The organism is Falsiroseomonas oryziterrae, assembly GCF_021864505.1.
Taxonomy (GTDB): Bacteria; Pseudomonadota; Alphaproteobacteria; order Acetobacterales; family Acetobacteraceae; genus Falsiroseomonas; species Falsiroseomonas oryziterrae.
Window position 1 is genome coordinate 1 of sequence record NZ_JAKJIB010000093.1, and the last position, 12,442, is coordinate 12,442.

The following is a 12,442-nucleotide window of genomic DNA, read 5'->3' on the forward strand; positions in this document are numbered from 1 at the left end:
AACATCCTCTTCATGACGGCGAGCCAGTCGCTCTACGCGGTCCCGGTGGAGACGCGCGGCGCGCATTTCTGCTGATCATGCACGGCGCGCCGCGCACGGCGGACGGGGCGCGCCGGCGGTCAGCCGGCGCCGTTCACCAGGACGCGCCGCCGCACCGCCACCGCGCCGGCCGGCAGGGCGGAGAAAAGGTCCTTCTCCGCCTCCACGATGAAGACGCCGGCGATGCGCGGGCAGAGCAGCCGGCCGGTCTTCTCGACCGACGGCGCGACGGAGCCGATCCAGCGCAGCCCGTAGGGCGGCACGAAGAGGGCCGCTTCCCGCCGTTCCGCACGGAAGAGGTGGCGCGCCAGAAGGCGCTCGATCTGGCCGCGGGAATAGGGCTGGCCGTGGCCGAAGGGCGTGCGGTCCATATGTGCCCACATCCCGACGCGATTGGGCACCACCAGCATCAGCCGCCCGTCGTCGTTCAGGACGCGCCACACCTCGCGCAGCAGGCGTCGCGTATTCTCCGCCGCCTCCAGCCCATGAACGAGCACGACACGGTCGAAGCTGCGATCGGCGAAGGGCAGGTTCTCCTCCTCCGCCAGCAGCGTCGGGCAGGCGGTGACGTGCCGCTCATGCGAACCGTTCAGGTGGCCCGGCACCAGCGCGACGCGCCGATAGGCCTCCGGCCAGAGGCCCATGTAGGGGGCGGTCCAGCCGAGCCCGAGCACCGACAGGCCGGGCAGCCGCGGCCAGAGCGCGGCCATGCGCGCAGCCAGCAGCCGCGCGGCCGTCTCCCCGCCGCGTGAGCCGTAGAACGCGGCCAGCCCGTGGACCTCGGTGCTCATGGGGGTGATATAGGCGGTCCGGAGCCTGGTTGGGACAACTCCTGATCCGATCCGGTCGGGCCATCGCCCGACAGGCATCTTCAACCAGCGCGGGAGGCAGGCATGGCATTGCGGGTCGAGGCGGTTCACTGCCTCCAGGACAACTATCTCTGGCTGCTGAAGGACGGCCCGACCGGCGCGGTCGCGGTCTGTGACCCGGGCGAGGCCGGGCCGGCCCTGGCGGCCGTGGAGGCGGCCGGCGGCCGGCTCGATGCCATCCTGCTGACGCATCACCACGGCGACCACGTGAACGGCGTGGCCGAGCTCAAGGCCCGCCACCCGCAGGCGAGGGTGGTGGGCGCGGCGCTCGACGCGCACCGCTTGCCGCCGCTCGACCTCGTGGTGAAGGAAGGCGACATGGTGCCGCTCGGCGCGGCGCGCGCCGAGGTGCTGCACCTGCCGGGCCATACGACCGGCCACATCGCCTTCCACTTCGCCGCCGATCACGCGCTGCTCTGCGGCGACGTGATCTTCGCGCTCGGCTGCGGCCGTCCGCTCGAGGCGGGCGGGATGGAGGCGCTGTGGCATTCGCTGCGTCGCATCGCACGCATGCCTGGCAACACGCGGCTCTGCTGCGGCCACGAATACACCGAGGCCAATGCCCGCTTCGCGATTCATGTTGATCCCGACAACGCCGCGCTGAAGGCCGAGGCGGAGGCCGCCGGCGCGCTGCGGGCGGCGGGTCGCCCGACCGTGCCCACCACGCTCGCGCAGGAGCTCGCGGCCAACCCCTTCCTGCGTGCCCGCGACCTGGCGGAATTCACGGCGCGCCGCGAAGCCAAGAACCATTTCAAGTGATGTGCGGTCCGATTCAGACCTCCGGTGCTCGGCGCCTTCGGCGCCTGCGCCCTGCGGTCATCGGAACGCTGGAACTTCTGGACCAAGGATCGCATCCAAGATGATGAAGCTGCTCTACAGCCCCGCGAGCCCCTTCGTGCGCAAGGTGGTGGCCTGCGCCATCGCGCGCGGGATCGACACCCGCATCGAGATGGTGCCGACCGACCCACATTCCTCGCCCGATGCGCTGCTGAAGCTGAACCCGCTGTCGAAGATCCCCTGCCTGGTCACCGAAAGCGGCGAGGCGATCTACGACAGCCCTGTGATCTGCGAGTATCTCGACGCGATCGGCGAGGCGAACGCGCTGTTCCCGACCTCCGGCACGCATCGCTGGGTGCGGATCTCGGTGATGCACGCCTTGGCCGACGGCATCATGGACGCGGCCGTCGCGCGCCGGATGCGCTTCGGCAAGCCGGTGGATGCGACGCGCGAGGCGTTCCTGGCGCGGCAGAAGGCGGCTGTGGAGCGTGGGCTTGCCGCGCTGGAGGCCGATCCTCCGCAGGGCCTGTCGGACATCGGCGCGATCGCGGTGGGCTGCGCGCTGGGCTACCTTGATTTCCGCTTCGCGGACGAGCCCTGGCGCGCCGCGCATCCGCGCCTCGCGGCGTGGTTTGCGCAGGTGTCGGAGCTGCCGCCGCTGGCGCGCACCGCGCCGCCCAAGGCGTGAGGCTCGACGATCCGTCGCTCGGGGCGGGTGCGGTCATCGCCGCGCTCCGCCTCGCGCCGCACCCGGAGGGCGGGCATTACCGCGAGGTCTGGCGCGACGTGCCGCCCGGCGGCGGGCGCGGCGCCGGCACGGCGATCCACTTCCTGCTGGATGCGGGAGAGCGGAGCCACTGGCACCGCGTGGACGCCACCGAGCTCTGGCTTTGGCAGGGCGGCGGGCCGCTGGTGCTCTCGCTGTCCTCCGACGGCACGCGGGTCGAGCGTGAGATCGCGCTCGGCCCCGACCTCGGCGCGGGCGAGGCGCTGATTGGCGTGGTGCCGGCCGGTTGGTGGCAGGCCGCGCGGCCGTCCGGCGGTCGCTGGTGCCTGGTGAGCTGCACGGTCAGCCCGGCCTTCGACTTCGCCGGCTTCGAGCTGGCGCCGCCGGGCTGGGAGCCGGGGCGATGAGCACGAGCCTCGCATGGGACGAGAGATACGCCAGCGGGGAGTTCCAGTTCGGCGAGGCACCGAACCGCTACCTCGAGGAACTGCGGCCCTGGTTCGCGCCGGGGATGCGGGCGCTGGCGCTCGGCGATGGCGAGGGCCGCAACGGGGTCTGGCTCGCGCAGCAGGGGCTTGTCGTCACCTCGCTCGACTGGTCGCCGGTCGGCATGGCGAAGGCGGGACAACTCGCGGAGCGGCGCCGCGTGGCGCTGGCGACCGTGGTCGCGGATGCCGCCGCCTGGGACTATCCCGAGTGCGGCTTCGACCTCGTGGCGTGGATTTACCTGCACCTGCCGCCGGCCGACCGCGCCGCGGCAGCGCACGGCGCTCTGCGCGCGCTGGCGCCGGGCGGGTTGCTGGCGCTGGAATGCTTCACGCCGGCGCAGCAGGGGCGGCGCAGCGGTGGGCCGAAACTGCCGGAACTCCTGTGGTCACGCGCGATCGTCGAGGAGCTGTTCGGCACGCTCGAGGTTCTGGAGCTGCTGGAAGGCACAGTGAATCTCGACGAGGGGCCGCGCCACCAAGGGCCGGCCGAGGTGGTGCGCGCGCTGCTGAGAAAGCCGCGCTGATCCGGCGTGGGGCCAGGCCCCACGCCGGCACAGGGTCAGCGATCGTAGATGACGTCGTTCGTTCTGCGGTCTCCCCGACGGAGGGGGGTGCTGCGCATCGGAAGGCTACGCAGCACCGAAGATCCTTTCGGTGCACAGCTCCGAAATCCTGCGGCTGGACGACTACAATCCGTCGTGCTCGTGCCAGCGGCCGCGTCGCGTCAGTTTCTTCGCGCGGCGACGGCTACCGCGCCCGCGCGGCGATGAAGCCACCGCCGGCGACCAGCAGCGTCGCGAGTCCGACGCGCCACGACATCTCGCCCTCACCGCCGGCGATCAGGAGCAGCGTGGAGGCGACCGGCACGGCGTAGGCGAGCGTGCCGAGCAGCCGCGGATCGCCGCGCTTCATGCCGACATCCCAGAGGAAGAAGGCCGCCCCCACCGGGCCGAGACCGAGGCCCAGCACCGCCAGCCACTGCCCTGCATCCGGTACGACGGTGTGTTCGAAGGCGAGGTGCAGCACGGTCGCGAGCGCGGCCGTGGCGAGGCAGAAGCCCGCGACCGCCTCGGTCGGCACGCGGACGAGCCGCGGCGTGCCGGCGGCGACCGAGTAGACCGCCCACACCACCGCACATCCCGCCGCGGCAAGGAAGCCCGGCACGGCCTCGGGCGGGAAGCTCGCGCCCGGCCCGACGATCAGCGCGCAGCCGGCGAAGCCGAGCGCGACGCCCATCAGACGCGCCGGCCCCAGCCGCATCCCGCGGATCGGTGCCGAGAGCAGGACGATCAGCAGCGGCCAGAGATAGTTGATGAGGTTCACCTCCACCGCCGGCGCGAGGGCGAAGGCGAGGAAGTAGAGCGCATGGTAGCCGAACAGGCCGCCAACGCCATGCGCCCAGGCGAGCGGCGGCTGCGCGAGCGAGCGCGCCTCGCCGCGCGCGACCACGACGGCCAGCGCGACGGTTCCGCCGATGGCGAATCCCATGGCGGTGAGCTGCAGCGGCGGGATCCCGGCGGCGAGGCGCGAGAGCAGGGCGAGAAAGGCCCAGAGCATCAGCGCGCCGCAGCCGGCGAGCGTGGCGGGAGACATGGGCCGGCGTCATAGCCGCCGCGACCGAACCCGCCCAGCCGAGTTGGCGTTGGCTCCGCATGAAGGGTAGCCCGCGCAGCCTGATCCTCTCCGCCGCGAACCGCGCGACCGGCTGGTGGATGAGCCACGCCGCGAACGCGGTGCGCCAGGCCCAGTCCGCCTGGCTGAGGGCGGCCACCAAGGCCGCCATGCCGAAGCGCAAGCCGCGGCGGGGTGCGAAGAAGCGCTGACCGGCTACTCGAACTGCGGATCGATCGGGACGCGCAGCGCCTCGGCCAGGCGGTTCGTCTCGCTCGCCATGCCGACGACCGCGAGCAGTTCGCCGTACTGCGCCTCCGTCATGCCCTTGGCACGCGCCGCGGCGGTGTGGCTTGCGATGCAATAGGCGCAGCCATTGGTCATCGAGACCGCGAGATAGAGCAGTTCCTTCACCAGCGGATCGAGCGCGCCCGGCGCCATCACTTGACTGAGGCTGTCCCAGGTGCGGGCGAGGGTCGGCGGATGGACCGCGAGCGCCTTCCAGAAATTGTTGACGTCCGGCACGCCGCGGGCGGTCTTGATCGCGTCGAAGACGGCACGCGCCTCCGGCGCGGCCTCGTCGTATTGCACCAGGGCGGGCATGCGGCGCTCCTTCAGGGTGGGCGCCGCATGCTGCACCGGTCTCGGTCGGCCGTCAGCGGTTGGTGCGGCCGCGCTCCTTGCGGGGCAGCGCGTTGCCGATGCCGGCATCGTTCATCACGTCGCCCTCGAAGGTGTTCTCGCCCTCGATCGCGGCAGGGTCGGTGCCACGGCCGAAGGTGCCCTTGGAGGCCCCGATGCCCGGGTTGCGTTCGAGGTCGGAGGGCGGGCGCGGAACGTCCTGACCCGGTCCCTCGCGTCGCTCGGCCTCGTTCTTCGGATGCTTGTTGCTGCTCATCGCCTGCCTCCGTCCTGAAGGCAGGCCAACGGGCGAAGCGCGGCGGGCGTTCCCGTCAGCCCGGCAGCGGCTTGTAGGGCAGGGGGCGCAGCAGCGACCCGTAGAACGTCGTGTCGCGCCAGACGCCACCGGTGACGTAGGGATCCGCCGCCCAGAAGCGTTGCGCCGCGCCATGGTCGGCGTGGCGCGTCACGGCGATGGAGCCGACCATCCGGCCCTCGGGCGCGTCCAGGATGGCGCCGCCGAAGAGCAGCGTTCCATCGGCCGCGAATGGCCGAACCCTGTCGAAATGCGCTTGCCGTGCGGCCATGCGTCGCGCCGGCGCGTCCGGGTCGGCGCCGTCACGGGCGATCAGCACGGTGTGGCTGCGCGGCCCGGGCATGGCGCTGCCCGGCGTCGGCCAGGGCGCGTAGGGGAGAGGCGCGATGCGGAAGGGCAGCACCTCGACGCGCCTCCACACCTCGCGGGCGAAGGGCTCGCGCGCGAGATAGGCATCGACTCCCGCGCGGTCCGGCACGTCGAGCACCATCAGCGAGCCGAGGCTGCGCGCCGCCTCGTCGTGCAGCGGCAGGCCGAGCGCGAGCCGCCCGGCCGTCGCCTCCTCGGTGATCACGGCGACATGCGCATCCCGCGCCGCCATCCGCCGCGCCGGCGCATCAGCATCGTCGCCGTCGAAGGCCAGGATCACGAAGGCCATTGCGCTGTCCCCAACGTGCTACGTCGCCCAGCGACGGACGCCCGCATGCACCCTTCCGCCCCCCGGTGCCCTGCCGAGGCGTCGTGCCGAAGGCACGCCTGCGGCGTGACGCCTCGGCAGGATGAGCCGTCCGGGTAGAATCAGCCCCGAGCCGGGGCCCCCGCGGCGTTGCGAAGCGGCGCGCCGCAGGCGCGACGCGAAGCAACGCCGTGGGGAGGTCAATACATATGCTGCCCGCCGTTGATCGACAGCGTGGAGCCGGTGATGAACTCGGCATCGTCGGCGGTGAGGAACACCACGCCGCGCGCGATGTCCTCGGCGCGGCCGAGGCGGCCGATCGGGATGCGCGCGATGATCTTCTGCAGCACGTCCTCGGGCACGGCGCGGACCATCTCGGTGTCCACGTAGCCGGGGGCGACCGCATTCACGGTGATGTGGTTGCGGGCACCTTCCTGGGCGAGCGCCTTGGTGAAGCCGTGGATGCCGGACTTGGCGGCCGCGTAGTTCACCTGACCAAGCTGGCCGGCCTGGCCGTTGACGCTGCCGATGTTGACGATGCGGCCGAACTTGCGGGCGTTCATGCCGTCCCACACCGCCTTGCACATGTTGTAGCAGGAGCCGAGGTTGGTATCGATCACCTCGTCCCACCACTGGCGCGTGAGTTTCCGCATCATCGCGTCGCGCGTGATGCCGGCGTTGTTCACCAGCACCTCGACCGGGCCGACCTCCGCCTCGATGCGCTTCACGGCGTCCTGGCAGGCCTCGAAGTCGGCGACGTTGAACTTGTAGCAGGGAATGCCGGTGCGCTCGGTGAAGGCCTTCGCCGCCTCGTCGTTGCCGGCGTAGCTTGCGACCACCTTGCGCCCTGCCGCCTGCAGCGCCTCGCTGATCGCGGCGCCGATGCCGCGCTGTCCGCCAGTGACGAGTGCCACGCGTGCCATGTTCTCGCGTTCCTTCCTCGGTGTCCCGTGCCGGTCCGGCGCCTCGCGCCAGCCTGTTGCATCCTCGCAAGGCCGCGCCGTCCAGGCAAACACCGGATGACAGGGCCGGATCGAAGCCGGTTTGACGTGGATCAAGGAACCGCGACGGGAGGTCGCCTATGGTGAAGATGTCCTGAGGCGCTGAGGCGCCGCACGGACGTTCCTGGACGTTTCCTCCCTCAACTCCCCCCGGCGGGTCTCCCGCCGGGGATTTTTTCGTATGCAATCTTCGGTTGATTGTGCCGATGAGTCTTTGTGGCTTCACGCTGCCGTGATCGTCGTGCGAATCACGTGGCAGCGGGCCACTCCCGGCGCGCTCTTGTTTGGCGTGGGACTCGGACATGGCGAAGCGGAAGATCGACAGCACTGATGCCGCAATCCGCTGTGAGATGCCGACGGATCGTTCCGCGCTGCTGATGATGCTGGCTTATGTCGAGGCCGAGTGCCGGCGCCTCGGCAACGAAGCCGCTGCGCAACATGCCGCCATGGCGGCCGCGCTGGTGCCGGGCGCGGGCGCGCCCTCCGGCGCGAGCCTGCACTGAGGCGGCGTCAGCCCTTCCGCAGCAGGAACAGCCCCTGCTCGCCGAACAGGTTGGCGAGCCAGGGCGAGCGTTTCCAGGGGCTGCGCAGCCCCTTGTCGTCCACCGCCAGCCAGCGCTCGACGACGTAGCCTTCCATCTCGCACAGCGCGAAGAAGTCGCGGATCGTGCAGGGGTGGATGTTCGGCGTCTCGTACCACTTGCGGTCCCAGGTCTCGTTGTCGGGCATGCGCCCGGTGACGAGCAACTGCCAGCGCAGCTGCCAGTGGCCGAAGTTCGGGAAGGAGACGATGGCGTGCCGGCCGATGCGCAGCATCTGCCGCAGCACCTCGCGCGGGCGTTCCACGGCCTGCAGCGTGCGGGACAGCAGCACGTAGTCGAAGGCGCCGTCGGGGTAGTGCGCCAGGTCGGCGTCGGCGTCGCCGTGGATCACCGGCAGACCGGCGGCGACCGCTTCGGTCGCTTCCGCCATGTCGATCTCGATGCCGCGCGCGTCGGCGCCCTTCTCGCGGATCAGGTGCTCGATGAGCTGGCCGTCGCCGCAGCCGATGTCGAGCACGCGCGCGCCGGGTGCGACCATCTCCGCGATCAGGCGCAGGTCGAGCCGCATGTTCTTCGCGACGAAGCGGATGTCGGGTGGGGCGTCGGGCATCAGGCGCCCACCTTGGCTGCCACGCCGCGCAGGAAGCCGCCGAGCGCGCGGTGGAACACGGGCTCATCCAGCAGGAAGGCGTCGTGGCCCTTGTCGGTCGCGATCTCCACGAAGGACACGTTCGCGGCCGCGGCGTTCAGCGCGCGGACCAGGGCACGGCTTTCCTCGGTCGGGAACAGCCAGTCGGAGCTGAAGGAGGCGACGAGGAAGCGCGTCGCGCTGCCGCGGAACGCTGCCGCCACCTCGCCGCCGTGTTCTGCCGCCAGGTCGAAATAGTCCATCGCGCGCGTGATGGTCAGGTAGCTGTTGGCATCGAACCGGCGGACGAAGGTGGAGCCCTGGTAGCGCAGGTAGCTCTCCACCTCGAACACGTCTTCCAGGAAGGTGAGCGCGGAGGCGCCGCGCAGCCGGCGGCCGAACTTCCGCCCGAGCGCGGCTTCGGAGAGGTAGGTGATGTGCGCGACCATGCGCGCCACGCTCAGCCCCTTCTCGGGGATGCGGCCGTCTTCCCAGTAGCGGCCGCCCTTCCAGTCGGGGTCGCCATGCACGGCGGCGCGGCCGACCTCGTGGAAGGCAATGTTCTGCGCGGAGTGGTAGGTCGCGGTGGCGATCGGCGCCGCGGCGACGACCATGTCGGGGTAGGTCGCAGCCCATTCCAACACCTGCATCCCGCCCATCGACCCGCCGACCACCGCCAGCAGGCGCGGGATGCCGAGATGGTCCACCAGCCGCTTCTGGGCGCGCACCATGTCGCGGATGGTGACGTTCGGGAAATCCGTACCCCAGGGCCGGCCCAGGGGACGGCCTTCGGAGTCCGTCATCTGCTCCGGCGGACCGGAGGAGCCCATGCAGCCGCCGAGCACATTGGCGCAGACGACGAAGTAGCGGTCGGTGTCGATCGGCTTGCCCGGGCCCACCACCGCCTCCCACCAGCCGGGCTTGCCGGTCAGCGGATGCGTCTCCGCCACGTACTGGTCGCCGGTCAGCGCATGGCAGACCAGCACGGCGTTGCTGCGCGCCGCGTTGAGCTTGCCATAGGTGCGATAGGCCACGGCCAGCGGCGCGACCACGGCGCCGCAGTCGAGCGCCAGCCCGTCCGCGAAGACGGCGCGCTGGTGGTCGATGGGCTGCAGGGGCGCGAGGGCCTGGGTCATGCCTGTGGCGGCCATGCCTGTGCTCTGGGGCGCGCAGGAATAGGCGCGCCGGCCGCACGGGGCAACCGCCGCGCGGGCCCGGGCCCGTGCCTGCCTTGGCGGGCGGTCCCGCGCGCTCTATGGAACCCGCGGACCGCCCGATGCCCGATACCTCGCCTTCCGCCGCGCCCGCCCCCGACCTCGCCGCGCTGCGCGCCGAGATCGACCGGCTGGACGATGCGATCCACGATCTGCTGATGCGCCGCGTCGAGGTGGTGGCCCGGCTTGCCGCCAGCCGCGCCAAGGGGGACGGCCCGGCGATCCGCCCGGGGCGGGAGGCGGTGATCCTGCGCCGCCTGCTGGCCCGGCATGGCGGGCCGCTGCCGCGCGCCGCGCTGGTGCGGCTCTGGCGCGAGCTGCTCGGCGCCACCACGACGCTGCAGGCGCCGCTGACGGTCGCCGCCTGGCTGCCCGATGCGGGGATCGAGGCGCTGCGCGGCCACCTCGGGATGGCCGCCCCGGTCACGCGATGCGCCGACGACGTGTCGGCGCTCGCCGCCTTCGCGGAAGGCCGCACGGCGCTGGTGGCCCTACCGCCGTCCGGCCGGTGGTGGCGCACCCACTACCCGTCGAGGCTCTTCGTGGTGGCGCGCCTGCCCTTCTTCGGCGGCGCCGAGGCCGCCAGCGGCACCACCGTCTTCCTGCTCTCCCCCACGCCCCCCGACCCGTCCGGCGACGACCGCAGCCTGGTCCGCATGCCGGCCCGTGCTGAAGCCGCATTGGCGGCCGAGGGGTTCACCGGCGCCGAACTGGCGCGGGCCGACGACCTGGTGCTGGTCGAGGTGCCGGGCGTGCTCTCGCCCGGCGATCCGCGGCTGGCGGCGCTCGGCGCCACCGTGCTCGGCAGCTATGCCGTTCCCCTCACCGCCTGACCTGCAGGGCAAGCCCATGACCGTGATGCCGCGTCCGTCGATCCTGTCGGTCGAGCCCTATGTCGGCGGGGAGTCCAAGGTCCCGGGCGTCAACCGGATCATCAAGCTGTCCTCCAACGAGGGCGCCTTCGGCCCGCCGCCGGGCGCCGTCGCGGCGATCGCGAACGCGGCGAAGGAGGCGCATCGCTACCCCGATGGCGGGGCGACGGCGCTGCGCGAGGCGATCGGCGCGCGCTTCGGGCTCGATCCCGCGCGCATCGTCTGCGGCAACGGATCCGACGAGCTGCTGTCCATGCTGATCCTCGCCTATGGCGGCGAGGGCACCGAGCTGATCATGTCGGCGCATGGCTTCATGATGTACGACCTGACCGGCCGCTGGGCCGGCTGCCGCGTCATCAAGGTGCCGGAGAAGAACCTGACCGCGGACGTGGACGGGCTGCTGGCCGCGGTCGGTCCGCGCACGCGGCTGATGTTTCTGGCCAACCCGAACAACCCGACCGGCTCCATCCTGCCGCAGTCGGAGGTGGAGCGGCTGCGGCGCGAGCTGCGCGGCGACGTGCTGCTGGTGCTGGACTCGGCTTACGCCGAATACGTCACGCGGCCCGACTACGATCCCGGCGTGAAGCTGGTGGACACGACGCCGAACACGGTGATGTGCCGCACCTTCTCCAAGATCTTCGGGCTGGGCGGGATGCGGCTCGGCTGGGCCTATGCGCCGGCCGGGATCGTGGACGTGCTGGGCCGCGTGCGCGGGCCGTTCAACGTGAATGCCGCGGTGATGGCCGCCGGCATCGCGGCGCTTGCGGAGCCGGGCTGGGTCGAGCGCTCGGTCGCGCACAACACCGAGCAGCGCGGCAAGCTCGAGGCCGCGCTGACGGCGGTGGGCCTCAAGGTCTGGCCGAGCGAGGGCAATTTCTCGCTGGTGGATTTCGGCAGCGCGGAGCGGGCGAAGGCGGCGGATGCGCATCTGCGCGCGCGCGGCTTGATCGTGCGCGCCATGGGCGGCTACGGCCTGCCGCAGACGCTGCGCGTCACCATCGGCACGGCGGAGGAGAACGCGCTGGTGATCGAGGCGCTGGTGCAGTTCGCCCGTGGCTGATGCGCCGCTCTTCGACCGGCTCTGCCTGCTCGGCGTCGGGCTGATCGGCAGTTCCATCGCGCGCGCCGCCAAGGCGCGCGGCGACATCGCCCGCACCGTCGTCGCGCATGCCAAGACGCCGGCGACGCTGGAGCGCGTGCGCGAACTCGGCATCGTGGACGTGGTGGAGCCGGATGCGGCGAAGGCGGTTCAGGGCGCGGATTGCGTGATCTTCTGTGTCCCGGTTGGCGCCTATGCCGAGGTCGGCGCGGTGGTCGCGCCGCATCTCAAGCCCGGCGCCATCGTGACCGATGTCGGCTCGACCAAGGGCAGCGTGGTGCGGGACCTGTCGCCGCTGCTGCCTGCGGGCGTGCACCTGGTGCCGGCGCATCCGATGGCTGGCACCGAGCATTCGGGGCCGGATGCCGGCTTCGCCGAGCTGTTCGAGGGCCGCTACTGCATCGTGACGCCGCTGCCCGACAGCGATCCGGCCGCGGTGGAGAAGGTGCGCGAGTTCTGGCGCCGCTGCGGCAGCATGATCGAGACGCTGGACCCGGCGACGCATGACAAGGTGGTGGCGATCGTCAGCCACCTGCCGCACCTGATCGCCTTCACCATCTGCTCCACCGCCGACGATCTGGCGGAGGAGACGAAGGAGGCGGTGCTGAAATTCGCCGCCTCCGGCTTCCGCGACTTCACCCGCATCGCGGCGAGCGACCCGACCATGTGGCGCGACGTATTCCTGAACAACCGCGAGGCGCTGCTCGAGATGCTGGCGCGCTTCACCGAGGACGCGCATGCGCTGGGCCGCGCGGTGCGCTGGGGCCAGGCGGAGTACATCGAGGACCGGATCCGCCGCGGCCGGAAGATCCGGCGAGGGCTGATCGAGCGGAAGCAGGCATGAGCGTGCGGGGAGGGCGCTGCCCTCCCCGGACCCCACCCGCCAAGGGCCGGGGGCCCTTGGAACCCCGTCTGTCATCGGGTGGCGAGGGAGGGGGCCTTGGCCCCCTCCCTCGCCACCC

At 71.7% G+C, this 12,442-nt stretch carries 17 protein-coding genes; 9 read left to right on the top strand and 8 right to left on the bottom strand.

Annotated elements, in window-relative coordinates:
- Window positions 1–119 precede the first annotated feature (119 nt).
- Window positions 120–830: a class I SAM-dependent methyltransferase gene (locus L2I40_RS09960; protein WP_237214751.1), complete on the bottom strand. Its 711-nt coding sequence runs from the start codon at window positions 828–830 to the stop codon at window positions 120–122.
- A gap of 102 nt (window positions 831–932) precedes the next feature.
- Between L2I40_RS09960 and gloB the strand changes: the two genes are divergently transcribed.
- The 4 genes from gloB to L2I40_RS09980 all read left to right on the top strand — a co-directional run bounded on the left by gloB (window position 933) and on the right by L2I40_RS09980 (window position 3,424).
- Window positions 933–1,667: a hydroxyacylglutathione hydrolase gene (gene gloB, locus L2I40_RS09965; RefSeq protein ID WP_237214752.1), complete on the top strand. Its 735-nt coding sequence runs from the start codon at window positions 933–935 to the stop codon at window positions 1,665–1,667.
- A 100-nt stretch (window positions 1,668–1,767) separates the two neighbouring features.
- Window positions 1,768–2,373 (top strand): glutathione S-transferase N-terminal domain-containing protein, encoded by a 606-nt coding sequence (locus tag L2I40_RS09970; RefSeq protein WP_237214753.1) that lies wholly within the window; start codon window positions 1,768–1,770, stop codon window positions 2,371–2,373.
- The gene (locus L2I40_RS09975; protein ID WP_237214754.1) at window positions 2,370–2,819 is read left to right on the top strand and encodes a cupin domain-containing protein; all 450 of its coding nucleotides are present in this window, start codon (window positions 2,370–2,372) and stop codon (window positions 2,817–2,819) included. The genes L2I40_RS09970 and L2I40_RS09975 overlap by 4 nt, the downstream gene beginning before the upstream one ends.
- Entirely contained in the window at window positions 2,816–3,424 is a 609-nt protein-coding gene (locus tag L2I40_RS09980; RefSeq protein WP_237214756.1) for a class I SAM-dependent methyltransferase, read from the top strand. Before L2I40_RS09975 ends, L2I40_RS09980 begins: the two co-directional genes overlap by 4 nt.
- A 223-nt stretch (window positions 3,425–3,647) precedes the next feature.
- Here the strand turns inward: L2I40_RS09980 and yddG are convergent, their stop codons facing one another.
- Window positions 3,648–4,493 (bottom strand): aromatic amino acid exporter YddG, encoded by an 846-nt coding sequence (yddG, locus tag L2I40_RS09985; RefSeq protein ID WP_237214757.1) that lies wholly within the window; start codon window positions 4,491–4,493, stop codon window positions 3,648–3,650.
- Between the two features lie 59 nt (window positions 4,494–4,552).
- Between yddG and L2I40_RS09990 the strand changes: the two genes are divergently transcribed.
- Window positions 4,553–4,723, top strand: coding sequence for a hypothetical protein (locus tag L2I40_RS09990; RefSeq protein WP_237214758.1), 171 nt, complete (start codon window positions 4,553–4,555; stop codon window positions 4,721–4,723).
- Window positions 4,724–4,727: 4 nt separating this feature from the next.
- Here the strand turns inward: L2I40_RS09990 and L2I40_RS09995 are convergent, their stop codons facing one another.
- The 4 genes from L2I40_RS09995 to phbB form a co-directional block, all read right to left on the bottom strand.
- Entirely contained in the window at window positions 4,728–5,114 is a 387-nt protein-coding gene (locus L2I40_RS09995; protein WP_237214759.1) for a carboxymuconolactone decarboxylase family protein, read from the bottom strand.
- 52 nt (window positions 5,115–5,166) lie between these two features.
- Window positions 5,167–5,409, bottom strand: coding sequence for a hypothetical protein (locus L2I40_RS10000; protein ID WP_237214760.1), 243 nt, complete (start codon window positions 5,407–5,409; stop codon window positions 5,167–5,169).
- Window positions 5,410–5,464: 55 nt separating this feature from the next.
- The gene (locus tag L2I40_RS10005; protein WP_237214761.1) at window positions 5,465–6,106 is read right to left on the bottom strand and encodes a YciI family protein; all 642 of its coding nucleotides are present in this window, start codon (window positions 6,104–6,106) and stop codon (window positions 5,465–5,467) included.
- Between the two features lie 218 nt (window positions 6,107–6,324).
- On the bottom strand, window positions 6,325–7,047 hold the full coding sequence (gene phbB / locus L2I40_RS10010; protein ID WP_237214762.1) for an acetoacetyl-CoA reductase: 723 nt from the start codon (window positions 7,045–7,047) through the stop codon (window positions 6,325–6,327).
- A gap of 428 nt (window positions 7,048–7,475) precedes the next feature.
- On the opposite strand from phbB, the gene L2I40_RS10015 reads away from it, so the two are divergent.
- Window positions 7,476–7,628 carry a hypothetical protein gene (locus L2I40_RS10015; protein WP_237214763.1) on the top strand — a complete coding sequence of 51 codons (153 nt, stop codon included), beginning with the start codon at window positions 7,476–7,478 and terminating at the stop codon, window positions 7,626–7,628.
- A gap of 7 nt (window positions 7,629–7,635) precedes the next feature.
- On the opposite strand, the gene metW is transcribed toward L2I40_RS10015, so the two are convergent.
- Both metW and metX read right to left on the bottom strand, forming a co-directional pair.
- Window positions 7,636–8,235, bottom strand: coding sequence for a methionine biosynthesis protein MetW (gene metW, locus L2I40_RS10020; protein ID WP_237214767.1), 600 nt, complete (start codon window positions 8,233–8,235; stop codon window positions 7,636–7,638).
- 41 nt (window positions 8,236–8,276) lie between these two features.
- Window positions 8,277–9,431, bottom strand: a complete 1,155-nt coding sequence (metX, locus tag L2I40_RS10025) for a homoserine O-acetyltransferase MetX (protein WP_237214768.1) — start codon at window positions 9,429–9,431, stop codon at window positions 8,277–8,279.
- Between the two features lie 140 nt (window positions 9,432–9,571).
- Between metX and L2I40_RS10030 the strand changes: the two genes are divergently transcribed.
- The 3 genes from L2I40_RS10030 to L2I40_RS10040 are packed head-to-tail and all read left to right on the top strand — an operon-like array spanning window position 9,572 to window position 12,324.
- Complete coding sequence (locus L2I40_RS10030) at window positions 9,572–10,342, top strand: chorismate mutase (protein WP_237214764.1); 771 nt, start codon at window positions 9,572–9,574, stop codon at window positions 10,340–10,342.
- A gap of 16 nt (window positions 10,343–10,358) precedes the next feature.
- Window positions 10,359–11,441: a histidinol-phosphate transaminase gene (hisC, locus tag L2I40_RS10035; protein ID WP_237214765.1), complete on the top strand. Its 1,083-nt coding sequence runs from the start codon at window positions 10,359–10,361 to the stop codon at window positions 11,439–11,441.
- On the top strand, window positions 11,434–12,324 hold the full coding sequence (locus L2I40_RS10040; RefSeq protein WP_237214766.1) for a prephenate/arogenate dehydrogenase family protein: 891 nt from the start codon (window positions 11,434–11,436) through the stop codon (window positions 12,322–12,324). Before hisC ends, L2I40_RS10040 begins: the two co-directional genes overlap by 8 nt.
- Window positions 12,325–12,442: the final 118 nt, after the last annotated feature.

Excerpts from the sequence above, each read along its gene's own strand:
- L2I40_RS09970 (WP_237214753.1), top strand. The coding sequence starts at position 1,768 with ATGATGAAGCTGCTCTACAGCCCCGCGAGCCCCTTCGTGCGCAAGGTG.
- L2I40_RS10030 (WP_237214764.1), top strand. The coding sequence starts at position 9,572 with ATGCCCGATACCTCGCCTTCCGCCGCGCCCGCCCCCGACCTCGCCGCG.
- gloB (WP_237214752.1), top strand. The coding sequence starts at position 933 with ATGGCATTGCGGGTCGAGGCGGTTCACTGCCTCCAGGACAACTATCTC.
- L2I40_RS10015 (WP_237214763.1), top strand. The coding sequence starts at position 7,476 with ATGCCGACGGATCGTTCCGCGCTGCTGATGATGCTGGCTTATGTCGAG.
- yddG (WP_237214757.1), bottom strand. The coding sequence starts at position 4,493 with ATGTCTCCCGCCACGCTCGCCGGCTGCGGCGCGCTGATGCTCTGGGCC.
- L2I40_RS10000 (WP_237214760.1), bottom strand. The coding sequence starts at position 5,409 with ATGAGCAGCAACAAGCATCCGAAGAACGAGGCCGAGCGACGCGAGGGA.
- metX (WP_237214768.1), bottom strand. The coding sequence starts at position 9,431 with ATGACCCAGGCCCTCGCGCCCCTGCAGCCCATCGACCACCAGCGCGCC.
- L2I40_RS09990 (WP_237214758.1), top strand. The coding sequence starts at position 4,553 with ATGAAGGGTAGCCCGCGCAGCCTGATCCTCTCCGCCGCGAACCGCGCG.
- L2I40_RS09980 (WP_237214756.1), top strand. The coding sequence starts at position 2,816 with ATGAGCACGAGCCTCGCATGGGACGAGAGATACGCCAGCGGGGAGTTC.
- metW (WP_237214767.1), bottom strand. The coding sequence starts at position 8,235 with ATGCGGCTCGACCTGCGCCTGATCGCGGAGATGGTCGCACCCGGCGCG.
- phbB (WP_237214762.1), bottom strand. The coding sequence starts at position 7,047 with ATGGCACGCGTGGCACTCGTCACTGGCGGACAGCGCGGCATCGGCGCC.
- hisC (WP_237214765.1), top strand. The coding sequence starts at position 10,359 with ATGACCGTGATGCCGCGTCCGTCGATCCTGTCGGTCGAGCCCTATGTC.
- L2I40_RS10005 (WP_237214761.1), bottom strand. The coding sequence starts at position 6,106 with ATGGCCTTCGTGATCCTGGCCTTCGACGGCGACGATGCTGATGCGCCG.
- L2I40_RS09995 (WP_237214759.1), bottom strand. The coding sequence starts at position 5,114 with ATGCCCGCCCTGGTGCAATACGACGAGGCCGCGCCGGAGGCGCGTGCC.
- L2I40_RS09960 (WP_237214751.1), bottom strand. The coding sequence starts at position 830 with ATGAGCACCGAGGTCCACGGGCTGGCCGCGTTCTACGGCTCACGCGGC.